The following is a 23547-nucleotide window of genomic DNA, read 5'->3' as shown; positions in this document are numbered from 1 at the left end:
TGGGCGACCGGAACCCCACGCGCCGTGCTGGCCACCGCATCCTCCTCGTTGAATCCCTTCTCGAAGGAACTCCATGCGCGTCGTGCTCCTGCTTGCCCTCGGTCTTCCGCTGTCTCTTGCCCAGGCTCAGGGTTTGGAACTGCAGCCTCACACCTTCCAGGCCCGCGACGGCCGCGCCGTTCACGCCGAGCAGGGCACCCTCACCGTGCCCCTGCGTCACGCTCGGCCCGAGGGCCCGGGCCTGACCCTGCGCTTCGTGCGTTTCAAGAGTACGAACCCGTCGCCCGCGGCACCCATCGTGTACCTGTCCGGGGGCCCGGGCGGCTCCGGCATCGATACCGCGCGCCATGGCCGCTTCGAGCTGTTCCTCGCCCTGCGCGAGGTGGCCGATGTCATCGCGCTGGACCAGCGCGGCACCGGCGAGTCGAATGCTCATCCCGAGCTGGTGCAGCGCTGGGCTGTCCCGCTCGAGCAGCCCATGGACGAGGCGTTGCTCAGCGCCACGGTGAAGAAGGCCGCCGCCGAGGCGAGCCGGACCTGGACGGCGGCGGGCGTGGACCTGGGCGCGTACACCACGATGGAGAGCGCCGAAGACCTGGAGGTGCTGCGCAAGGCGCTGGGCGCACCGAAGCTCAACCTCTGGGGTATCAGCTACGGCACCCACCTGGGCCTCGCCTACCTGCGGCGCCACCCACAGCAGGTGGACCGCATCATCCTCGCGGGCGTCGAGGGACCGGACGACACCTGGAAGCGGCCCGCGCACGCGGAGGCGCTGCTCGACCGCTGGGCGGCCGTGCTGCGCGCCGAGGGTGAGCGCGGACCGGGCCTGAAAGCGCGGCTGGCGAAGCTGTTGAAGTCGCTGCGTCGCGAGCCTCGCGTCGTTGAGTTCACGGATCCGGAAAACGGGGAGCGCCACACCTGGAAGGTCAGCCCCTTCGACCTTCAGTGCGCCACCTTCGAGTCCCTGAGAGACCCCGCCATCTTCCGGCGCTTCCTCGCCCTGCTCCCGGCGCTGGAGGCCGGAGACTACACGCCGATGGTGCCCTTCGCCGGCATGCTGCGTGATGGGGTGCTGCGACCGATGCCGCTCGCCATGGATGCGGCTTCTGGCGTGAGCCCGGCGCGTTACGCCCTCATCAAGAGGGAGGCGTCGAGGGCGCTGCTCGGCGGCAGCGTCAACCCAGGCCCCCTGCGGGCGGGGGATGTGGCCGGTGTGAGCGACCTCGGCGAGTCCTTCCGCGGGCCGCTGAAGGCCGCGGTGCCGGTGCTCCTCATCAGCGGCACCTTGGATGGACGCACGAGCCCGGACAACGCGGAGTCACTGCGCCCCGGACTCTCCCAGGCCGTGCACCTGGTGCTCGAGGGGGCGGGACATGACGGCCTCTTCCAGTCGGACCCCCGCATCCTCGAGCGGATGAAGGCCTTCATGAAGGGCGAGACGCTTCGCGACGAGCGCCTGCGGATCGAGGCGAAGCGCTGAGGTCGACTGTTCGCTCCGGACACGGTCGGGAGACAGGCTGAGACCTCGCGGTCGCGCTCTGGCTCCCGGTACCCGTCATGCTGCAACAATGATGCGGCGATGCGTTTCTCGCGTGGTTGGATGCAGGGGCCGTTTCTTCCTGAGCGATAAGTCGAAGAGCGTGGAGGGACCTCCCGCCTGTCGAACAGGGCGGGAGTCCTTCGAGGGGCAGCCCATTCCATGTCGATGTTGAAACGCCCGCTGTCCGCCTTCGTGCTCGGCGCCTGTCTGTTCGCGCTGAGCGCTTGTGATTCCAAGGACGACCCGACGCCTGACGCGGGCATGACCGTCGACGCGGGGACCGACGCCGGCACCGGCCCCGAGCCGGACGCAGGGACCGACGCCGGGTCGACGGAAGAGCCGCCGCCCGTCATTCCGGAGGGCCACACCCTGCTGACGCCGTCCGCGACGGAGGTCCACTCCGTTCCCAGAGGAGGTCCGGAGGCCCCGCTCCGGTTCGCCTTCGTCGCCCAGGCCGGGCACCATTACGACTTCATCGTCGAGGCCGGCATGGAGGGCTACGTCCTGGACCTGCGGGACGCCCAGGGAAAAGCCATGGACCACGTCGATCAGCGCTTCTCTGGCATCGACCCCTTTGCGCGGTCTTGGCATTGGTCGGGGCTCAAGGCGGGCGCGGTCCACACCGTGGCGGTCTCTCAAGTCACCGTGCCGACCCAGCTGCCCTTCCGCTTCCGGTTCGTGGACATGGGCCTGGACGACTACGGCGACCTGATCAGCACCGCGCAGTCCTGGACGCCCTCGGAGCAGCCCCTGACGGGGACCGGAGAACACGCTGGCGAACGGGACCTGTTCTCGGTCGAGACCGTCCAGGGGCATGTCTATCTCCTCGACGGTGTCTTTCCCTCGCAGTCCTGGGAGCTGGCTTTCATCGACTCCCTTCAGGAGCTCCATGCCTCCGTGGACGGCCTCGGCTTCAGGGAGACCCAGGGCGCCACGGCCTTCAAGTCACCCGGTGGCGTGATGTACGCCTCCATCCGGAGCAACCCGCTCGATTCCCCCCTCAGCCCTACACGGTCGTGTTGAAGGACCTGGGCGCGGAGGACCACGGGGACTCCGTGGAGACCGCCACGGTGCTTCCGCCCGGCACGACGTCCGTGGACGCGAGGATGGAGGTCCCCACGGACAAGGACATCTTCTCCCTGGGCGTCGTGGCCGGTCACTTCTACCGGGTGTCGTGCACCATCGACGGGGACAAGCGCTGCCGGCTCCGGAACGCCGCGCCGGGGAGTGACTTCAGCTATCTCCAGGGCGGTGACATGAGCACGACGGCCTTCAGGGCGTCCCAGGCCACGCACTTCGTGCACGTGGACCTGGATCCGGCCGTGCCCGCGCGCTGGGTGGTAGGCCACTACACCCTCCAGTTCGAGGACCTGGGCCCGGACGACCACGGGGACACGCTGGCCACGGCGACACCGCTGACGGGCCTGTCACAGGCGGTGTCTGTCTTCATCGGAGATACCTCGGACCATGATGTCCTCTCCTTCGAAGCCACAGCCGGGCAGCGCTACCAGTTCGCGTGTGAATGGAAGGAGCACCCGTCGCAGATTCAGCTGAACGCGGCCTTCATGGACGCGCAGGGCGGACGGTACCCGGGGGACCTCGCGCGCGTGGGCCCACGCTGGGTGCGGACCTTCATGGCGCCGACCTCAGGCACCTACGGCATCGACCTGTGGACGTCCTCCACCGTCGCGCTAGGGGCCTCCGCCTGCTGGTTCGACGTGCTGGCCCCCTGATGCACCTCCGCCGCGGTCCCGGGACACCTGCCCGGGACCGTGGCGCTGGCATCACATGTTGCGGCGGTACTGCCCGCCCACCTCGTACAGCGCGCGGGACAGCTGGCCCAGCGTGCACACCTTGCACGCGTCCATCAGCGCGCCGAACACGTTGCCGTTGTCCAGCGCCGCGCGGCGCACCGCCTCCAGCGCGGCGGGCGCCGTCTTCGCGTTGCGCTTCCAGAAGGCGTCGCGCGCGGTGATGGCGTAGTCCTTCTCCTCCTTCGTCGCGCGAATCACCTCCGGCGGCGTCACCGTGGGCGAGCCCTTCGGGTCCAGGAAGGTGTTCACGCCCACGATGGGCAGCGTCCCGTCGTGCTTCTGCATCTCGTAGTAGAGCGACTCCTCCTGGATCTTGGAGCGCTGGTACATCCGCTCCATCGCGCCCAGCACGCCGCCGCGCTCGGAGATGGCGCGGAACTCCGTCAGCACCGCCGCCTCCACCAGGTCCGTCAGCTCCTCGATGATGAACGAGCCCTGGTTCGGGTTCTCGTTCTTCGACAGGCCGAACTCCTTGTTGATGACCAGCTGGATGGCCAGCGCGCGCCGCACGCTCTCCTCCGTGGGCGTGGTGATGGCCTCGTCGTAGGCGTTCGTGTGCAACGAATTGCAGTTGTCGTTGAGCGCCAGCAGCGCCTGCAGCGTGGTCCGGATGTCGTTGAAGGCGATCTCCTGCGCGTGCAGGGACCGGCCCGACGTCTGGATGTGGTACTTCAGCTTCTGCGACCGGTCGTTGCCGCCGTACTTGTCCCGGATGGCCTTGGCCCAGATGCGGCGGGCCACGCGCCCCAGCACCGCGTACTCGGGGTCCATGCCGTTGGAGAAGAAGAACGACAGGTTCGGCGCGAAGTCGTCGATGTGCATCCCGCGCGACAGGTAGTACTCGACGAAGGTGAAGCCGTTGGCCAGCGTGAAGGCCAGCTGGGAGATGGGGTTCGCCCCGGCCTCCGCGATGTGGTACCCGGAAATCGACACCGAGTAGAAGTTCCGCACCTTCTGGTCGATGAAGTACTGCTGGATGTCGCCCATCACCCGCAGGGCGAACTCCGTGGAGAAGATGCAGGTGTTCTGCGCCTGGTCCTCCTTGAGGATGTCCGCCTGCACCGTGCCGCGCACCGCCTGGAGCGTGGACGCGCGGATCTTCGCGTAGACGTCCGCCGGCAGCACCTCGTCGCCGGACACGCCCAGCAGCAGCAGCCCCAGCCCGTCGTTGCCCTGCGGCAGCTCCCCCTGGTAGCGCGGACGCGGCAGGCCGCGCTCCCGGTAGAGGGCTTCAATCTTCTGCTCGACCTCCTCCACCTTCCCGTTCGCGCGGATCCACTTCTCGCACTGCTGGTCCACCGCGGCGTTGAGGAAGAAGCCCAGCAGCATGGGCGCCGGGCCGTTGATGGTCATGGACACGGAGGTGGACGGGTCCGCCAGGTCGAAGCCGGAGTAGAGCTTCTTCGCGTCGTCCACGTTCGCGATGGACACCCCCGAGTTGCCCACCTTGCCGTAGATGTCCGGCCGGTGGTCCGGGTCCTCGCCGTACAGCGTCACCGAGTCGAACGCCGTGGACAGGCGCTTCGCCGGCAGGCCGCGCGATACATAGTGGAAGCGCTTGTTGGTGCGCTCCGGGCCGCCCTCGCCCGCGAACATGCGCGCGGGGTCCTCGCCCTCGCGCTTGAGCGGGAAGACGCCCGCGGTGAACGGGAAGGCGCCCGGCGCGTTCTCCCGCAGCAGCCACGTCAGGATGTCCCCCCAGTCCTCATACTTCGGCAGGGAGATCTTCGGCACGCGCAGGTGGGAGAGCGTCTCCGAGATGAGGTCCAGCTCGATGACCTTGTCGCGCACCTGGAACTGGTACTTGGACGCGGCGTAGCGCTTCTTCGTCGCGGGCCACTCGGCCAGCAGGCGCCGGCAGTCCGCGTGCAGGCGGCTCTCCAGGTCCTGGTACAGCGCCACCAGGTCACCCAGGTACGCGGGCTCGCCCTCCACGCGCTCCGTCACCTGCACCACGTCGGCGGCGTCCTTCGGCTCGACGATCTCCAGCTTCTTCTTCCCCACGTTCTGGCGCAGGGCCTGGATGGTGCCGTGCAGCTGGTACATGCGCCGGGCGATGGCGGCCTGGGCGCGCACGAAGCCGTCGTAGGACTCACACGCTTCGACGATCTCCGCCAGGTAGCGCGTGCGGTCCGGGGGGATGATCCACTTCTTCTCGCTCATGCCGGGCGTGAGGGAGAACTTGCTCTCGAGCGTCGCGCCCGTCTTCTTCACCAGCGCGTCGATGAGCGCCCGGTAGAGCGTGTTCATGCCCGGGTCGTTGAACTGCGACGCGATGGTGCCGTACACGGGCACCACGTCCTCGGGCAGCGTGAAGGCGTTGTGGTTGCGCTTCCACTGCTTGCGCACGTCGCGCAGCGCGTCCAGCGACCCGCGCTTGTCGAACTTGTTGATGGCGATGACGTCCGCGAAGTCGAGCATGTCGATCTTCTCGAGCTGCGTCGCCGCGCCGTACTCGGCGGTCATCACGTAGAGCGCCACGTCCGAGTGCTCGGTGATCTCCGTGTCCGACTGGCCGATGCCGGAGGTCTCCACCACGATGAGGTCGAAGCCCGCCGCCTTGCAGACCTCGATGGAGTGGGCGACGTGCCGGGACAGGGCCAGGTTGCTCTGACGGGTGGCCATCGAGCGCATGTAGACGCGCGGGTTGTCGATGGCGTTCATGCGGATGCGGTCGCCCAGGAGCGCGCCGCCGGACTTGCGCTTGGACGGATCCACGGAGAGGACCGCGAGCGTCTTGTCCGGGAAGTCCGCCAGGAAGCGGCGCACCAGCTCGTCCACCAGGCTGGACTTGCCCGCGCCGCCCGTACCGGTGATGCCCAGCACGGGCACCCGGGGGGCGTCCACGCTGGCGTCCTTGAGCGCGGTGCGCAGCGCTTCCCCCGCGTCCGCGAAGTTCTCCGCGATGGTGATGAGCGACGCGATGCGCTCGGGCTCGCGGGGCAGCGGCTGCTTCAGCAGGCCCTTGAACTCCGCGGGGCGGATCTCGAAGTCACATTGCGAGATGAGGTCGTCGATCATCCCCTGGAGGCCCATGGAGCGGCCGTCGTCCGGGGAATAGATGCGCGCGACGCCGTACTGGTGCAGCTCCTCGATCTCCGTGGGGAGGATGGTGCCGCCGCCGCCGGCGAACACCTTGATGTTCGCGCCGCGCTCGCGCAGCAGGTCGATCATGTACTTCAAGTACTCGACGTGGCCGCCCTGGTAGGACGTGAGGGCGATGCCCTGGGCGTCCTCCTGGATGGCGCAGTCCACGATCTCCGCCACGGAGCGGTTGTGGCCCAGGTGGATGATCTCCGCGCCGGAGGCCTGCATCAGGCGGCGCATCACGTTGATGGCCGCGTCGTGTCCGTCGAAGAGGCTGGCGGCCGTGACGATGCGGACGTGGTGGCGGGGCCGGTACGGCTGGGGAGCGGTGTTCGGATGGGGGTGTCGCACGGGCGTACACTAGGAGTGCGGTGCGGGCCCGGCAAGCGATTGAGACAGGCGTTGCCCTTTGGACGACGCGCCTTGTCAGGGCTGTGTTCGCGGCAGGAACGCGCCCAGCACAGCCAGTGCGGCCGACGTCGGCGTCGCGCGCCCTTCGCGTACGTCCCGCTCCAGCACGGGCACGAGGGCGGCCACCTCGGGGTGCGCTCGCAGGGCCGCTCGCAGGCCGTCGTGCACCATGGCCCACATCCAGCCCACCTGCTGCTGCGTCCGGCGCTGCTGGAGCTCACCGGACGCCGCGCGCTGGGCGATGACGGACTCCACGGAGGTCCACAGCGTGTCGATGCCCGTTCCCTCCATGGCGCTGCACGTGGTGACCACCGGCTCCGCGCCAGGGCGCATCAGGTGCAGCGCGGCGCGGTACTCCGCGCGGGCCCGGGTGGCGCGGGGCAGGTTGTCGCCGTCCGCCTTGTTGATGGCCACCATGTCCGCGACTTCCAGGATGCCGCGCTTGATGCCCTGCAGCTCGTCGCCGGCGCCCGCGAGCATCAGCACCAGGTAGAAGTCCACCATGTCCGCGACCACGGTCTCGGACTGGCCCACGCCCACCGTCTCCACCAGCACCACGTCGAAGCCCGCGGCCTCGCAGAGCAGCAGCGTCTCCCGCGTCTTGCGCGCGACGCCGCCCAGCGTGCCGCTGGAGGGGCTGGGGCGGATGTACGCGGCCGGCTCTCGCGCCAGCCGGTACATGCGCGTCTTGTCACCCAGGATGCTGCCGCCGGACACGCTGCTGGATGGGTCGATGGCGAGCACCGCGACCTTCTGTCCGCCGCCCACCAGGTGCATGCCCAGCGCGTCGATGAAGGTGCTCTTGCCCACGCCCGGCACGCCGCTGATGCCCACGCGGCGGCTCTTGCCGGTGTGGGGCAGCAGCTTCGTCAGCACCTCCTGCGCGAGCGCCGCGTGGCGCGGGTGCTCGCTCTCCACCAGGGTGATGGCGCGGGCGAGCAGCGCCCGGTCTCCCGCGCGGACGCCCTCGACGTAGGTGTCCGCGGGAAGCGGCTTCACGCCTCCTCCTGCGCGGCGGCCAGCTTGTCGAGCAGCTCGATGGCGGCCTTCGCGATGACGGTGCCCGGGCCGAAGATGGCGGCGGCGCCCGCGGCGCGCAGGGCGTCGTAGTCCTGGGGCGGGATGACGCCGCCCACCACGACCATGATGTCCTCGCGGCCCAGCGCCTTGAGGGCGGCCTTGAGCTGCGGCACCAGCGTGAGGTGGCCCGCGGCGAGGGAGCTGGCGCCCACGATGTGCACGTCGTTCTCCACGCCCTGTCGCGCGGACTCCTCCGGCGTCTGGAACAGCGGGCCGATGTCCACGTCGAAGCCCAGGTCCGCGAACGCCGTGGCGATGACCTTCTGGCCGCGGTCGTGGCCGTCCTGGCCCATCTTCGCGATGAGGATGCGCGGCCGGCGCCCGAAGCGCGCGAGGAAGTCGTCCGCCTTCGCCCGCGCCTCCGCGATGCCCCGCGCCCCGCCGGCCTCCGCCGAATACACTCCCGTCACGCCGCGCACGGTGGCCTCGTAGCGCCCGAAGACCTTCTCCAGCGCGTCGCTGATCTCTCCCACGGTCGCCTTCGCCCGCGCCGCGTCGATGGCCAGCGCCAGCAGGTTGCCCTCGTTGCGCCGGCCCGCTTCGGTGAGCGCGTCCAGGCGGCGGCGCACCTCGTCCGCGTCGCGCTCCGCGCGCAGCTCGCGCAGGCGGGCGATCTGCGCCTCGCGCACGGCGGAGTTGTCCACCTTGAGGATCTCGATGCGGTCCTCGCGCTCCGGCGGGTACTTGTTCACGCCGATGATGGCCTGGCGCCCGGAGTCGATGCGCGCCTGGGTGCGCGCGGCGGCCTCTTCAATGCGCAGCTTGGGCAGGCCCGCTTCAATGGCCTGGGTCATGCCGCCCAGCGCCTCCACCTCCTGGATGTGGCCCCAGGCCTTCTGCGCCAGCTCGTGGGTGAGGCGCTCCACGTAGTAGCTGCCGCCCCACGGGTCGATGACGCGCGTGGTGCCGCTCTCCAACTGGAGATAGAGCTGCGTGTTGCGGGCGATGCGCGCGCTGAAGTCGGTGGGCAGCGCGATGGCCTCGTCCAGCGAGTTGGTGTGCAGGCTCTGGGTGTGGCCCTGCGTCGCGGCCATGGCCTCCACGCAGGTGCGCACGACGTTGTTGTAGACGTCCTGCGCGGTGAGGCTCCAGCCGGACGTCTGGCAGTGGGTGCGCAGCGCCAGGCTCTTGTCGCTCTTGGGCTGGAAGCCCTTGATGAGGCGGGCCCAGAGGAGGCGGGCCGCGCGCATCTTGGCCACCTCCATGAAGAAGTTCATCCCGATGGCCCAGAAGAACGACAGGCGCGGGGCGAACGCGTCCACGCCCAGTCCCGCGGCGAGGCCCGCGCGCACGTACTCCACGCCGTCCGCGAGCGTGTAGCCCAGCTCCAGGTCCTGCGTCGCGCCGGCCTCCTGCATGTGGTAGCCGCTGATGCTGATGCTGTTGAAGCGCGGCATCCGCTCCGCCGTGAACTTGAAGATGTCCCCGATGATGCGCATCGAAGGACCGGGCGGATAGATGTACGTGTTGCGGACCATGAACTCCTTGAGGATGTCGTTCTGGATGGTCCCGCTGAGCTGTTCGGGCTTCACGCCCTGCTCCTCGGCCGCGACCACGTAGAGCGCGAGCACGGGGAGCACGGCCCCGTTCATCGTCATGGACACGCTCATCTGGTCGAGCGGGATGCGGTCGAACAGGATGCGCATGTCCTTGATGGAGTCGATGGCGACGCCCGCCATGCCCACGTCGCCCGCGACGCGCGGGTGGTCGCTGTCGTAGCCCCGGTGGGTGGCCAGGTCGAACGCGATGGACAGGCCCTTCTGCCCGGCCGCGAGGTTGCGGCGGTAGAAGGCGTTGGACGCCTCCGCCGTGGAGAAGCCCGCGTACTGGCGCACCGTCCACGGCTGCTGCACGTACATGGTGGAGTAGGGGCCGCGCACGAACGGCGGCAGGCCCGGCAGCGAGCCCAGGTGCTCCACTCCCTCCAGGTCCTCGTGCGTGTAGAGCGGCTTGACCGGGATGCCCTCGGGCGTGTCCCAGCGCTCGGCGCCGCGCGTGGCCTCGCTCGCGTGCGCGCGCTGCGTGTCGCGCACGGCCGCGGGCGTCTGGGTTTCAGGGGCGTCGAAGGCGACGCGGGAGAAGTCCGGAACGGTGGGGCGCATCAGGCCACTCCGAGCTGCTGGTGCAGCGTCTTCAGGAGCTGGAACAGGTCCGCTCCCGCGTAGAGGAAGAGGTCCACGCCGGCCGCGCGGAAGGCGGCCTCGTGTTCACCGGGGCGGCCCGCGACGGCGACCGTGCGCGCGCCCTTCGCCTTCAGGGCCGCGACGAGCGCGGGCACCTGCTCCGGGTAGAGCGAGTCCGGACCGGAGAGGACGGCGAGCGACGTGCCCGCCTTCGCGAACAGCTCCGCGGCGGCGGTGGCGTCCGCGAAGCCCCGGTGCTCGTCGGCTTCGATGCCGCCCACCGCGAGCACGTTGGAGATCCACGTGGAGCGCGCGGTGTGCTCCGCCACGGTGCCCAGGTTCGCCATGAAGGCGCGGGGCCGGGCGCCGTGCGCGGCGTGGTAGCGGTCGCTCGCGTCGCGCAGGGACTCGAAGGACTCCGCCGCGCGGACGGGGCGCGGCGGCGTGACAGCGCCCGCCTCTTGCGCGAGCGCCGCGGGGTGGGCCTCGCGCTGCACGGTGGCCTCGCCCAGGTGGGGGAACTCGCTGACGCCCACGATGGGCAGCTTGCGGGTGCGCACGGCCTTGTCGCGGGCGGTGCGCGTCTCGGTGAGGACGCGGGCCACGTCGCCCTGCGCGATGGCGCGGGAGATGCCGCCCAGCGCCTCGATGCGCTGCAGCTCCGCCCAGGCCGCGCGCGCGATGTCGCCGGTGAGCTGCTCCAGGTAGTAGCTGCCGCCCGCCGGATCCGCGACGCGGTTGAGGCTGGACTCGTCGCGCAGGATGAGCTGCGTGTTGCGCGCGAGGCGCCGGCCCTGCTCGTCGGGCGTGCCCAGGGGCTCGTCGAAGGGGGCGGTGCTCACGCTGTCCGCGCCCGCGACCACGGCGGCGAAGGACTCCGCGGTGGCGCGCAGGATGTTCACCCACGGGTCGCGCCGCGTCTTGGTGGCGCTGGCGGTGCGCGCGTGCAGCGCCATGGCCTGCGACTCCGGCGCGCCACCGCAAGCGGCGACGACCTTGGACCAGAGCAGCCGCGCCGCGCGCAGCCGGGCGATCTCCGGGAAGAACTGGCCGCCCACGGACAGGGCGAACTGCATCGAGCGCGCCGCGTCTCCCGGCGCCACGTCCGCGCGCTCCAGCTCGCGCAGGACCTCCACGCCGGTGGCGAGCGTCCACGCCAGCTCATGCACGGAGGTGGCGCCCGCGTCCGCCCAGGGGCGCGACGACACCAGCAGCGCGCGCAGGCCCGGCGCGTCCGCGAGCAGCGACTTCACCCGCGGCGCGGCCTCCGCCAGCGTCCGGGCCACGTCCACCTTCGCGGCGCCGTGCCGCGCCAGGGCCGCGATGGGGTCGATGCCCAGGCTGCCCTTCAGCGCTCCGGGGGACACGCCCCGGCTCCGGGCGACCTGGAGCAGGAGCGACGCGGGCGCGAGCACGTCCCGGGTGGGCTCCAGGTGCACCGGCGTGCGGTCCAGCGGCACGTGCGCGAGCAGGCGCTCCAGCGTGGCCGGGTCCTTCACCTCGATGCCGTGGGGCGCGTCCAGGAGCAGCCAGGCGCCCTGCGCGCCGCGCTCCAGGTCGTCGCGGAGCGCTTCGGCGGTGCCGGCCACGTCGGGCCCGGCGTACTCCTGGCACACCGTCCAACCACCCTCGGTGTGGCCCAGGGGCTGGGTGCCGCGCACGTAGGGCGCGACGCCGGGCGGTTCGGAGGGCGCCGGGGCGTCCTGGGGCGTGTAGAGGGGCTGGAGGGACAGGCCGCCTTCCAGGGGCGACTGGAGCACGGTGAAGGGCTTGCCCTTCAGGTCCTTGTCCACGAGCCGGCGCCAGTCCTCGACGGAAGGCGGCGGGAACTCCGTTGCGATGTGACGAGGCACGTCAGCCATGGCTCCTCCCATAGGCGCAATGCCCGCCCGGGAGCAATGGAAGGCTGATGGGGCCTGCGTGCGTGCGCCCGCCCGGTGTCCCCGGGCGGACGCACCGCGTCGTGTGCCTACTGCCGCAGCATCTCGTGTTGGAAGCGCGCCTCCGCCGACTTCGCGGGGTCCTGGAGGTCCGGGTGGAAGTCCGGCTTGAGGTCGAAGTCCACGCGGAGGACGCGGCCGTTGAACCGGGCGTTGGAGGGGTACTCGGGGCTCACCGCCGTGCCCTTGTCCCAGCCCACGTCGAAGGTCTCGTCCATGGAGTACCCCACGGACACGGTCCTCGGAATCTTCCCCTCCGCCACCTTCTTCCCGTCCACGAAGAGGCGCCCGGTGCCGCCCGCGCCGAAGGGCTCGGGGCCGGTCTTCTCGAACTCGTAGCGCAGGCGGTGCCTGCCGGGCGTCAGCGCCGCCTTGCCCCGGAGGTAGGTGTATTCAGGCCCGGGGAAGTTGTAGCAGAACACCGGCACGCCCTTCTGGAGGTAGAGCGTCCACCCCGCGGACGCGCCGCCGAGCGCGACGATGGGCCCCTGGGCCTCGCCCGCGGGCACCTCCACCTCCGCGGTCATCTCCCAGGAGCGGTTCTTGGTGTCCGGTCCCGCGAACTCCTGGATGCGCACGGCGCCCTCGTAATAGGTCAGCCGCTCGCGCTGCGTGTAGAGGCCCTGCCGCCCCAGCGCGCGGACCTGGAAGCGGTCATCCAGGGGCAGCACCTGGTAGCGCCCGGCCTCCGCCCACCACATGCCGACCAGCTCGATGAGCTTCTTCACCATCGGGTCGTCCAGGTTGGCCCGGTCCCGTCCCTTCATCAGGTCATTGGATTCGGTGGGGTCCTCGTGGAGGTTGTAGAGCTCCCAGTGGTCCTCGTCGAAGCCCCACTTCGCCGCGTTCTCCCACGGCTTGCGCCCGTGGTACGTCACGATCTTCCAGCCGTCGTGGTACAGGCCGCGGTTGCCCAGCATCTCGTAGTACTGCGTGACGTGGTTGGACGGCGCCTTCGCGTCGTTGAACGAATACGTCATGCCGAAGCCTTCGATGGGCTCCTGCTGCACGGTGTTGATGAAGCGCGGAGCCTCCACGCCGATCGCCTCCAGGATGGTGGGGACGATGTCGATGACGTGGTGGTACTGCGTGCGCAGCTCGCCCTTCGCCTGGATGCCGCGCGGCCAGTGGACGATGAGCGGGTTCCGCACGCCGCCGAAGTGCGTGTACTGCTTGCAGAGCTGGAACGGCGCGTTGCCCGCGAGGGCCCAGCCCACCGGGTAGTGGTTGTAGGAGCCGGGCTGGCCGAACTGCTCCAGCCGCGCCAGGTTCTGCTCCACCGTCTCCGTGGCGTTGTTCGCCACGGACTGCTCATTGAAGATGCCCGTCAGCGTGCCCTCGCCCGAGGAGCCGTTGTCCCCGATGAAGACGAAGACGAGCGTGTTGTCGAGCTGGCCCGTCCGCTCCAGGAACTCCATCAGCCGGCCCAGCTGCGCGTCGGCGTGCTCGATGAAGCCGGCGTAGAGCTCCGCCATCCGCGTGTACAGGCGCTTCTGGTCCGCGGTGAGGGTGTCCCACTTCGGGACGCCCTCCAGCATGGGCGCGAGCTTCGCGTCCCGGGGGAGGATGCCCAGCTCCTTCTGCCGCGCGAGCGTCTGCTCCCGGTACGCGTCCCAGCCCATGTCGAACCGGCCCTTGTAGCGGTCCGCCCACTCCGGCGCGACGTGGTGCGGAGCGTGCGCGCACCCCAGCGCCAGCCACGTCAGCCAGGGCTTCGCCGGGTCCGAGGAGTGGTGCTGGGAGATCCAGCTGATGGCGCGGTCCACCAGGTCCTCGGACAGGTGGTAGCCCTCCTCCGGCGTGCGCGGCGGATCCACGGCCTCGCGGTCCAGGAAGAGCTTCGGGTTCCACTGGTCGCAGTCCCCGCCCAGGAAGCCATAGAAGCGGTCGAAGCCGAAGACGGGGCCCGTGGGCCACCGGTCATAGGGCCCGGCGATGGTCGTCTCCTCCGACGGGGTGTTGTGCCATTTGCCAATGCAGTAGCTGGTGTAACCATGCTGATGGAGCATGGCGGGCACGCCGGCCTTGTCCTGCGGCTGGCGGCCGTTGTAGCCGGGGAAGCCGGTGGCCAGCTCGGTGATGTTGGCCATGCCCACGGAGTGGTGGTTGCGGCCGGTGATGAGGCACGAGCGCGTGGGTGAGCAGAGCGCCGTGGTGGTGAAGTGGGTGTAGCGCAGGCCCTGCTGGGCCAGCTTCATCATGTGCGGCGTGCGGATGAGCCCGCCAAAGGGTTCGCACCAGCCGAAGCCCACGTCGTCCAGGATGACGTAGAGGATGTTGGGCGCGTCCTTGGGCGCGGTGGGCGGCATGGGGAAGGCGGGCTCGGACTCCTGCCAGGTCCTGCCAATCCGGCCCGGGAAGCGCTCCCCTTCCCGGTAGGTCTTCACCGGGCCCGCCTTCGCGCCGTCGCCGTTGCCCTTCTTGCGTGGACTCTTGCTCATCTGCCCCTCCGGAGTTCGTTCCGAAGGAAGATGGAGGGAACTGTCCACCCGGACATCAGACGGCCGGAGGGCTCAGTCGGCCTTGGGAGGGGGCGTGTGCCAGTCCCCGCCCAGCGCCTTGATGAGCCCGACCGCGGACACCATGCGCTGTCCGGCGATGTTCGCCAGCGTCTGCTCGGAGGAGTAGAGCGTGGTCTGCGCGGTGATGACCTGCAGGTACGTCGCCGTGCCCGCCTTGTACTGGTTCAGCACGACCTCCAAGGTCTGCCGCGCGTAGCTGACCGCCTCCTGTTGGATGACGACCTGCTGCTCCAGCACGCGCAGCGACACGAGGTTGTCCTCCACGTCCTGGAACGCGGCCAGCACGGTGGCCCGGTAGGTGGCGACGCTCTGGTCGTAGGCCGCGCGCGCGTCCTCCGTCTGCGCGGCGCGAAGGCCGCCGTCGAAGAGGGTCGCCACCAGCTGCGGCCCCAGCGACCAGACCAGGTGGGGCGCCGTCAGCCACTTCGACAGGGTGGTGCTGACGAAGCCTCCGGACGCGCTCAGGTTGAGGGAGGGGAACCACGCGGAGATGGCGACGCCAATCTGCTCGTTCGCGGCGGCGGCCCGGCGCTCGGCGGCGGCGATGTCCGGACGGCGCTCCAGGAGCGTGGAGGGCAGCTCCAGCGGCAGGGGCGGCGGCGTCGCGGTCAGCGGCACCCGCGGGATGGAGAAGCTGGACGCGGGCTCTCCCACGAGGACCGCGATGGCGTGCTCGTAGGTGGCCCGGGCGATCTCATTCTGCGTCGCGGACGACCGGGCCAGGGCCAGCTGGGTCTGGGCCTGGAGGACGTCCGCCCGCGCGGCCACGCCCTGCGCGTAGCGGTTCAGGGTGAGCTGGAGGGACTTCTGGTAGCCGATGACCGCGTCGTCCAGCAGCCGCTGGGCCGTGTCCAGCGCGCGCAGCTGGAAGTAGCTCTGCGCGAGCGTCCCCTGGGCGGACAGCTTCGCGTTGTCCAGGTCGGAGCCGGCGGCCTGGGCGGACGCCTTCGCCCCGGAGACCTGGCGGCGCACGCCGCCCCAGAGGTCCGGCTCCCACGTCGCGTCCAGGGCCAGGTCGTAGATGTTGCCCACGGTGCTGGTCGCCGGGTTTCCGACGCCGGGCGCGGCGGTGGTGAGGCCGGCGCCCTTCGACCGCGTCACCGAGCCCGAGGCCCCCAGCGTGGGGAACAGCGACGCGCGGGCCTCCGCCACCATGGCCCGGGCCCGGCGGTAGGCGGCCTCGTAGCTGGCCACCGTCTGGTTGGCGCGCGCGACCTTCTCCTCCAGCGCGTCCAGCTCCGGGTCCCCGAACCGCTTCCACCAGGGCCCCCGGTCGTGTCTGTCATTGGGCTGCGCGGGCTTCCAGCCCTCCGCGGCCTCCTTGAAACGCGTGGGCACCGGGGCCGTGGGCCGCTTGTAGTTGGGGCCCACGGGGCACCCGGTCAGCAGCCCCAGGGCCAGGATGGAAACGGCGTGGAAGCGAAGGCGCATCATCGGCTCCGTGTCCTGGCCTCAAGCCCGTCCGGGCCTGCGGGGCGCGAAGCGGCGCGCGCGCCACTCGCGTGCGCGGCGGCCCAGGCGGTCCAGGGTCATGTAGATGACCGGGGTGGTGTAGAGCGTGAGCAGCTGGCTCAGGCACAGCCCCCCGGCGATGGCGATGCCCAGCGGCCGGCGCAGCTCGGAGCCCACGCCGGTGCCCATGGCCAGCGGCAGCGCGCCCAGCAGCGCCGCCATCGTGGTCATCAGGATGGGGCGCAGGCGCAGCTGGGCGGCGTGGAAGATGGCGTCGCGCGAGCCCAGGTGTCCCTCGCGCTCCGACACCAGCGCGAAGTCGATCATCATGATGGCGTTCTTCTTCACGATGCCGATGAGCAGGATGATGCCGATGAGGGCGATGATGGACAGGTCCAGGTTGAACAGCAGCAGGGCCAGCAGCGCCCCCACGCCCGCGGAAGGCAGCGTGGACAGGATGGTGATGGGGTGGATGAGGCTCTCGTAGAGGATGCCCAGCACGATGTAGACGGCGAAGAGGGCCGCGGCGATGAGGAGGGGTTCGGAGGCGAGCGAGGCCTGGAACGCCTGGGCCGTGCCGCTGAAGCTGCCCTGCACCGTGGAGGGCAGGCCCATGTCGCGCACGGCCGCGCCAATCTGGGTGACGACGGGCCCCAGGGAGGTTCCCAGCCCCAGGTTGAAGGACACCGTCGCGGAGGGGAACTGGCCCTGGTGGTTGACGGACAGCAGCGTGCTCGCGGGCACGAAGCTCGCGAACGCCGACAGGGGCACCTGCACCCCGCTCGCGCTCGTCACGTAGATGTCGCGCAGGCTCTCCGGCCGCTGCCAGAAGTCCTTCAGGACGATCATCACCACGTGGTACTGGTTGCTGCTGGTGTACATCGTGGACACCTGCCGCTGACCGAAGGCGTCGTACAGCACGCTGTCGATCTGCGCCGCGGTGAGGCCGAAGCGGCCCGCGGTGTCGTAGTCGATGACGACGTTGGTCTCCAACCCGTGGTCGCGCTGGTCGCTGTTGACGTCCAGCATGCCGGGGACCTGCTTCAGCCGCTCCAGCACGCGCGGCGCCCACTCATTCAGCACGGGCAGCGTGTCCGAGGACAGGGTGTACTGGTACTGCGCGTTGCCCTGCCGCCCGCCAATCACCAGGTCCTGCGCGGACTGCAGGTACACCGTGGCGCCCGGCACGACCATCAGCTTTCCGCGCAGCCGCGCGATGACGGCGTCCGCGGACAGCTTGCGCTCCTCCAGCGGCTTGAGCGTGATGAAGAGCGTGCCCGCGTTCGATGAGCCGCTGGGGCCGGAGCCGCCAATGGAGCCCGCCACCGCCTGGACGGCCGGGTCCTCGTTGATGAGGTTCACGTAGGTCGTGAACTTCTGGCGCATCGCCGCGAAGGAGATGTCCTGCTCCGCCTGGACGCTGGCGGTGAGCCGGCCGGTGTCCTGCTGCGGAAAGAACCCCTTGGGGATGACGACGAACAGGTATCCGCTGAGCGCGATGGCGACGAGCGTGAGCAGCAAGAGCAGCGCCGGGTGTCCCAGCGACCACGACAGGCTGCGCGCATAGCCCGCGTTCAACCGCGCGAAGGGGTGGAAGGAGGAGCGCGAGCGCCGGGGCGCCTTGGGCCGCAGCAGCAGCGCGCACATGGTGGGGGTCACGGTGAGGGACACCACCAGGGACATCAGGATGGCCACCGACAGCGTGACGGCGAACTCGCGGAACAGCCGGCCCACGATGCCCTGCATGAGGAGCAGGGGGATGAAGACGGCGATGAGGGAGATGCTCATCGACAGCACGGTGAAGCCGACCTCGCGCGCGCCGCGCAGCGCCGCCTCCATGGGCGGCAGGCCCTCCTCGATGTGCCGTTCGATGTCCTCCAGCACGACGATGGCGTCATCCACCACGAAGCCGGTGGAGATGGTGAGGGCCATCATCGACAGGTTGTCCAGGCTGAAGCCGAGCAGCTTCATGATCGCGAAGGTGCCCAGCAGCGACAGCGGCACGGCGACGCTGGGGATGAGCGTGGCGCGCAGGTTGCCCAGGAAGGCGAACACCACCAGGATGACCAGGCCGATGGACATCAGGAGCGTCATCTCCACGTCCCGCAGCGCCGCGCGGATGGTGGTGGTGCGGTCCATCATCACCGTCAGGTCCACGTCCGCCGGGAGGATGGCCTGGAACGCGGGGAGCCTCGCCTGGAGCGCGTCCACCGTGTCGATGACGTTGGCCCCCGGCTCCTTGAAGATGATGAGGATGATGGCCTCCTTGCCGTTGGCGAGCCCCAGGCTGTGCACGTCCTCCACGTTGTCGTCGGTGACGTTGGCGACGTCCTGGAGCCGCACCGCGGCGCCGTTGGAGTAGCCGAGGATGAGCGGCCGGTACTGCTCCGCGCGGACGATCTGGTCGTCGGCGGTGAGCAGGTAGGCCCGGGGGCCGTCCACGAGCTGGCCCTTGGGGCGGTTGGAGTTCTGCGCGCCCAGCACGGTGCGGACCGCGTCCAGCCCCAGGCCGTACTTCTCCAGCGCGGTGGGGTTCACCTCCGCGCGCACCGCGGGCAGCGCGCCGCCGCCCACCAGCACCTGCCCCACGCCCGTCACCTGGGACACCTGCTGCTGGAGGATGGTGGACGCCAGGTCGTAGAGCTTGCCGCGCCCCCGGTTGGGCGACGTGAGCGCCAGCAGCATGATGGGCGCGTCCGCGGGGTTCACCTTCCGGTAGGTGGGGTTGTTGGGCAGGTTCGTGGGCAGGTTGCCCCGGGCGGCGTTGATGGCGGCCTGGACGTCGCGCGCCGCCCCGTCGATGTTTCGCGACAGGTCGAACTGCACGACGATGCTCGTGGCGCCCAGGTTGCTGGACGACGTCATCTGGGTGATGCCCGCGATGCGGCCCAGCTGCCGCTCCAGCGGCGTGGCGACCGACGTGGCCATGATCTCCGGGCTCGCGCCCGGCAGGGCCGCCTGCACGCTGATGGTGGGGAACTCCACCTGGGGCAGCGGCGCGACGGGGAGGATCTTGAAGGAGAGCGCCCCCACGAGCGCGATCCCCAGCGCCAGCAGCGAGGTGGCGACGGGGCGCCGGATGAAGAGCGCGGACGGGTTCACGCCGGGCTCCGCGGCGGGACAGGGGCGGAGCGGTGCCGCAGGTGCTGGAGCCTGCGCGACAGCCCGGCGAAGCCCAGGTAGATGACGGGGGTGGTGAAGAGCGTCAGCAGCTGGCTGACCATCAACCCGCCGATGATGGCGATGCCCAGGGGCTGACGCAGCTCCGCGCCAATGCCCCCACCGAGCGCCAGGGGCACGGCGCCCAGCATGGACGCCATCGTGGTCATCAGGATGGGGCGGAAGCGCAGCAGGCACGCCTCGTGGATGGCGTCGCGGGGGGCCTTGCCCTCCAGGCGCTCGGCCTCCAGCGCGAAGTCGATCATCATGATGGCGTTCTTCATCACGATGCCGATGAGCAGGATGATGCCGATGAGGGCGATCATCCCCAGCTCCAGCCCGCACACCCGCAGCGCCAGCAGCGCGCCCATGGCCGCGGACGGCAGCGTGGACAGGATGGTGAGCGGGTGGACGTAGGACTCATACAGCACGCCGAGCACCAGGTAGACGGCCACGACGGCCGCCAGCACGAGGAAGCCCTCGTTGGTGAGTGAGTCCTGGAACGTGCGCGCGGTGCCCTCGAAGGCGGTCTGCACGGAGGGGGGGATCTGGAGCTTCTTTCGCACCCCGTCGAATGCGCTCACCGCCTGGGACAGGGACACGTCCGGCGCGGGGTTGAAGGAGACGATGGCGACGGGGAACTGGTCCTGCCGGTTGACGCTGAGCGGCCCCATCCCCGGCTTCACCTGGACGATGGTGGACAGGGGCACGGCGCCTCCGCTGGCGGACTGGAGGTAGACGGAGCGCAGGGCGGTGTCCACGCGCTGGAGCGAGGGCTGCACCTCCAGCACCACGCGGTACTGGTTGAGCTGGGTGAAGATGGTGGACACCTGCCGCTGGCCGAAGGCGTCGTAGAGGGCGTCGTCGATCTGCTGGGGCGTGATGCCCAGGCGCGCGGCGGTGTCCCGGTCCAGGGTGATGTTGAGCCGCAGGCCGCCGTTCTGCATGTCGCTGGAGACGTCCGTCAGCTCGTGCTGCGTGCGCAGGCGGGTGACGAGCTGGTTCGTCCAGGACTCCAGCTCCGCGGTGTCCGGGGAGCTGAGGCTGTACTGGTACTGGGTGCGGCTCACGCGGCTGTCCAGCGTGAGGTCCTGCACGGGCGACAGGGACAGGGAGATGCCGGGCACGCCGTTCAGCGCGGGCTGGAGGCGGCGGATGATCTCCGTGGCGGAGGCGTCGCGGTCCGACAGCGGCTTGAGCGTGATGAGCATCCGGCCGCTGTTGGGCGTGGTGTTGGTGCCGTCCACGCCGATGAACGACGACAGCCCCTCCACGGCCGGGTCCTCCAACACCACCCGGGCCAGGGCCTGCTGGCGCTCGGCCATGGCGGGGAAGGAGATGGACTGGGGCGCCAGGGAGATGCCCTGGAGCACGCCGGTGTCCTGGACGGGGAAGAAGCCCTTGGGGATGGTGTAGAGGAGCAGCGCGGTGAGCAGGAGCGTCACGCCGGCGATGAGCATCGTCAGCGCGCGGTGGCCCAGCACCCACGTCAGCGCGACGTCGTAGCGGCCGACCAGGCGGTCGAACGCGCCGCCCACGACGCGCTCGAAGCGGTTGGCCTCTTCCGGCCGGTGGCGGCGCAGGAGCCGCGAGCAGAGCATGGGGGTGAGGGTCAGGGACACGACCGCGGACAGCAGGATGGTCACGGCCAGGGTGATGGCGAACTCGCGGAACAGGCGCCCCACCACGTCCCCCATGAAGAGCAGGGGGATGAGCACGGCGATGAGCGACACCGTGAGGGAGATGATGGTGAAGCCGATCTGCTTGGAGCCCTTGAGCGCGGCCTCCATGGGCGGCATGTCGCCTTCGATGTAGCGGCTGATGTTCTCGATCATCACGATGGCGTCGTCGACGACGAAGCCCGCGGCGATGGTGAGCGCCATCAGGGTCAGGTTGTTGAGGGAGAAGCCCAGGAGCGACATCGCGGCGAAGGTGCCCACCAGGGACAGGGGCACGGCGATGCTGGGGATGAAGGTGGCGGAGGCGTTGCGCAGGAAGACGAAGATGACGAGCACGACGAGCGCGACGGAGAACATCAGGTCGTGCTGCACGTCGCTCACGGAGGCGCGGATGGTGGTGGTGCGGTCGCTGAGCACGGCCACCTTCACCGTCGCGGGCAGGGTGGACTGCAGCTGGGGCAGCAGCTTGCGGACGCTGTTCACGACGGCGATGACGTTCGCGCCGGGCTGGCGCTGCACGTTGAGGATGACCGCGGGCGTGGTCCCGGCCCAGGCGGCCTGCCGCACGTTCTCCGCGCCGTCGAAGACGTGCGCCACGTCGGACAGCCGCACGGGGGCGCTGTCGCGGTAGGCGATGATGAGCGGGGCGTACTCCTTGCTCGACAGGCGCTGGTCGTTGGCGTTGATGGTGTACGCCTGACGGGGACCGTCGAAGCCGCCCTTGGGGCTGTTCACGTTGGCGGCGGCGACCGCGGTGCGGACGTCCTCCATCGTGAGGCCGCGCGCGGCCAGCGCCAGCCCGTTGGCCTGGATGCGCACGGCGGGGCGCTGACCGCCGCTGATGCTCACGAGCCCGACGCCGGGGAGCTGGGAGAGCTTCTGCGCGACGCGCGTGTCCGCCAGGTCCTCCACCTGGGTGAGGGGCACGGTGTCGGAGGTGAGGGCCAGGGTGATGACCGGCGTGTCCGCGGGGTTGACCTTGTTGTAGATGGGCGGGTTGGGCAGGTCCGTGGGCAGCAGGTTGTTGGCGGCGTTGATGGCGGCCTGGACCTGCTGCTCCGCGATGTCCAGGCTCATCTGGAGCGTGAACTGGAGCGTGATGACGGACGCGCCGCTGGAGCTGGACGACGTCATCTGGTTGAGGCCGGGCATCTGCCCGAACTGCCGCTCCAGGGGCGCGGTGACGCCGGAGGCCACCACGTCCGGGCTGGCGCCCGGCTGGAAGGTGAGGACCTGGATGGTGGGGTAGTCCACCTCCGGCAGCGCGGAGACGGGCAGCAGGCGGTACGACAGCACGCCGCCCAGCAGCAGGGCCAGCATCAGCAGCGACGTCGCGATGGGCCGCAGGATGAAGGGTTCGGACATTCAGCGTCCTCCGTCCGTGGCCCCGGCGCCGCCGTCCGGTGCCCCCGCCCCGCTGCCCCCCACGCCGGGCCCGGAGGTCAGGGCGCGCTGGAGCCGGATGTGGGCGCCGTTGGTGAGCTGGTCGGCCCCCTCCACCACCACCGCTTCGCCGGGCCGCAGGCCCTGGGTGACGACGGTGTCGTCGCCGTCCGCGGGGCCGGTCGTCACCGCGCGCTGGCTGACGGTGTTGTTGGCCTCCGCGACGTAGACGAACGTCCCCTGCACCCCGTGCTGGAGCGCGGCGGTGGGGACGATGGTGGCGCCGTGCAGCGTGTCGATGATCAACCGCGCGTTGACGAACTGCTGGGGGAACAGCCGCGAGTCGCGGTTGGGGAACGTCGCCCTCAGCCGCACGGTGCCGGTGTTGGGGTCGATCTGATTGTCCACGGTGAGCAGCGTGCCGGTGGCCAGGAGGCGCTGGGCGGTGCGGTCATAGGCCTGGACGACGAGGGGCTGGTGCGTGTCCAGCTTCGTCATCACCTGCGGCACGTTGTCCTCCGGGATGGAGAAGATCACCGTGATGGGTTGCAGGGTGTTGACGACGACGATGCCGTTCGTGTCCGCGGCGTGGACGATGTTGCCGGGGTCGACGAGCCGGAGGCCCACGCGGCCGGCGACGGGTGAGGTGATGCGCGTGTAGACGAGGTTGAGCTTGGCGGCGGCGACCGCGCCCCGGTCCGCCACCACGGTGCCCTCGTACTGGCGCACGAGGGCGCGCTGGGTGTCGAGCTGCTGGACCGCGACGGAGTCCTGCTCCACCAGGATGGTGTAGCGGCGCAGGTCCAGCCGGGCGTTCGCCAGCAGCGCCTCGTCGCGAATGAGCTGGCCCTGGACCTGCTCCAGCTGGGTCTGGAAGGGGCGGGGGTCGAGCTCCGCCAGGAGGTCACCCGCGTTGACGAACTGGCCCTCCTTGAAGGCCACGCGCATGAGCTGTCCGTCCACCCGCGAATGCACCGTGACGGAGTCGGTGGGGGTCACGGCGCCCAGGCCGACGATGGACACCGGCACGTCGCGCGTCGTCGCCCGGGCCGTCACCACGGGCTGGGGGCCGCGTCCGCCCGCGCCGCCATCCGCGCCGCCTGGCCCCCCCGCCGCCGTGGCTCCGGGGGCGGGGTGGGGGCGGTGCAGCCGTCGTGCGATGACGACGGCGAGGAGGACGAGTCCCACCAGCAGCAACAGCCAGCCCCAGCGGGGCCGCCGGTGACGGGGCGGTTCCTGGTCGTCCGGTGCGGGGCCGGGTGGGGCCTCACCGTCGGACGGCGACGGCGCCTCGGGAGGGGAGTCCGTATCGGTAGGTGGGGGCGTGCTCATGAGAAGGACCGCCGGGGAACCCGCC

At 70.3% G+C, this 23547-nt stretch carries 12 protein-coding genes; 3 read left to right on the top strand and 9 right to left on the bottom strand.

Annotated features, from left to right (window positions below; all coding sequences use genetic code 11):
• The first annotated feature begins 133 nt into the window (after positions 1–133).
• The 3 genes from FOF48_RS24940 to FOF48_RS24930 all read left to right on the top strand — a co-directional run bounded on the left by FOF48_RS24940 (position 134) and on the right by FOF48_RS24930 (position 3273).
• A complete protein-coding gene (locus FOF48_RS24940; RefSeq protein WP_186002058.1) occupies positions 134–1480 on the top strand; it encodes an alpha/beta fold hydrolase in 1347 nt (448 codons plus the stop codon).
• A gap of 219 nt (positions 1481–1699) precedes the next feature.
• On the top strand, positions 1700–2563 hold the full coding sequence (locus FOF48_RS24935; protein ID WP_143905293.1) for a hypothetical protein: 864 nt from the start codon (positions 1700–1702) through the stop codon (positions 2561–2563).
• Positions 2557–3273: a hypothetical protein gene (locus FOF48_RS24930; protein ID WP_143905292.1), complete on the top strand. Its 717-nt coding sequence runs from the start codon at positions 2557–2559 to the stop codon at positions 3271–3273. Before FOF48_RS24935 ends, FOF48_RS24930 begins: the two co-directional genes overlap by 7 nt.
• Before the next feature lie 51 nt (positions 3274–3324).
• Here the strand turns inward: FOF48_RS24930 and FOF48_RS24925 are convergent, their stop codons facing one another.
• From FOF48_RS24925 to FOF48_RS24885, 9 genes are all read right to left on the bottom strand, one after another.
• A complete protein-coding gene (locus FOF48_RS24925) occupies positions 3325–6792 on the bottom strand; it encodes a methylmalonyl-CoA mutase family protein (protein WP_143905290.1) in 3468 nt (1155 codons plus the stop codon).
• Positions 6793–6867: 75 nt separating this feature from the next.
• A complete protein-coding gene (gene meaB, locus FOF48_RS24920; RefSeq protein WP_143905288.1) occupies positions 6868–7851 on the bottom strand; it encodes a methylmalonyl Co-A mutase-associated GTPase MeaB in 984 nt (327 codons plus the stop codon).
• Positions 7848–10034: a methylmalonyl-CoA mutase gene (gene scpA, locus FOF48_RS24915; RefSeq protein WP_143905286.1), complete on the bottom strand. Its 2187-nt coding sequence runs from the start codon at positions 10032–10034 to the stop codon at positions 7848–7850. Before scpA ends, meaB begins: the two co-directional genes overlap by 4 nt.
• Positions 10034–11917, bottom strand: a complete 1884-nt coding sequence (locus tag FOF48_RS24910) for a methylmalonyl-CoA mutase family protein (protein ID WP_143905284.1) — start codon at positions 11915–11917, stop codon at positions 10034–10036. The genes scpA and FOF48_RS24910 overlap by 1 nt, the downstream gene beginning before the upstream one ends.
• 107 nt (positions 11918–12024) lie before the next feature.
• On the bottom strand, positions 12025–14436 hold the full coding sequence (locus FOF48_RS24905; protein WP_143905282.1) for an arylsulfatase: 2412 nt from the start codon (positions 14434–14436) through the stop codon (positions 12025–12027).
• A gap of 72 nt (positions 14437–14508) precedes the next feature.
• A complete protein-coding gene (locus FOF48_RS24900) occupies positions 14509–15951 on the bottom strand; it encodes an efflux transporter outer membrane subunit (protein ID WP_143905281.1) in 1443 nt (480 codons plus the stop codon).
• An 18-nt stretch (positions 15952–15969) separates the two neighbouring features.
• The gene (locus FOF48_RS24895; protein WP_143905280.1) at positions 15970–19071 is read right to left on the bottom strand and encodes an efflux RND transporter permease subunit; all 3102 of its coding nucleotides are present in this window, start codon (positions 19069–19071) and stop codon (positions 15970–15972) included.
• Positions 19068–22172 carry a multidrug efflux RND transporter permease subunit gene (locus FOF48_RS24890; protein ID WP_143905279.1) on the bottom strand — a complete coding sequence of 1035 codons (3105 nt, stop codon included), beginning with the start codon at positions 22170–22172 and terminating at the stop codon, positions 19068–19070. Before FOF48_RS24890 ends, FOF48_RS24895 begins: the two co-directional genes overlap by 4 nt.
• Positions 22173–23522 carry an MdtA/MuxA family multidrug efflux RND transporter periplasmic adaptor subunit gene (locus tag FOF48_RS24885; RefSeq protein WP_143905278.1) on the bottom strand — a complete coding sequence of 450 codons (1350 nt, stop codon included), beginning with the start codon at positions 23520–23522 and terminating at the stop codon, positions 22173–22175.
• Between the last annotated feature and the right edge of the window lie 25 nt (positions 23523–23547).

It is taken from the genome of Corallococcus sp. Z5C101001, assembly GCF_007352635.1.
In the GTDB taxonomy this organism is placed as follows: domain Bacteria; phylum Myxococcota; class Myxococcia; order Myxococcales; family Myxococcaceae; genus Corallococcus; species Corallococcus silvisoli.
The sequence above is the reverse complement of the archived record's forward strand: the minus strand, read 5'-3'. Positions and strand labels throughout refer to the sequence as shown.

Bases quoted from the DNA above. Each gene is read 5' to 3' on its own strand.
- FOF48_RS24935 (WP_143905293.1), top strand. From the start codon at position 1,700: ATGTCGATGTTGAAACGCCCGCTGTCCGCCTTCGTGCTCGGCGCCTGT.
- FOF48_RS24910 (WP_143905284.1), bottom strand. From the start codon at position 11,917: ATGGCTGACGTGCCTCGTCACATCGCAACGGAGTTCCCGCCGCCTTCC.
- FOF48_RS24885 (WP_143905278.1), bottom strand. From the start codon at position 23,522: ATGAGCACGCCCCCACCTACCGATACGGACTCCCCTCCCGAGGCGCCG.
- FOF48_RS24900 (WP_143905281.1), bottom strand. From the start codon at position 15,951: ATGATGCGCCTTCGCTTCCACGCCGTTTCCATCCTGGCCCTGGGGCTG.
- FOF48_RS24905 (WP_143905282.1), bottom strand. From the start codon at position 14,436: ATGAGCAAGAGTCCACGCAAGAAGGGCAACGGCGACGGCGCGAAGGCG.
- scpA (WP_143905286.1), bottom strand. From the start codon at position 10,034: ATGCGCCCCACCGTTCCGGACTTCTCCCGCGTCGCCTTCGACGCCCCT.
- FOF48_RS24890 (WP_143905279.1), bottom strand. From the start codon at position 22,172: ATGTCCGAACCCTTCATCCTGCGGCCCATCGCGACGTCGCTGCTGATG.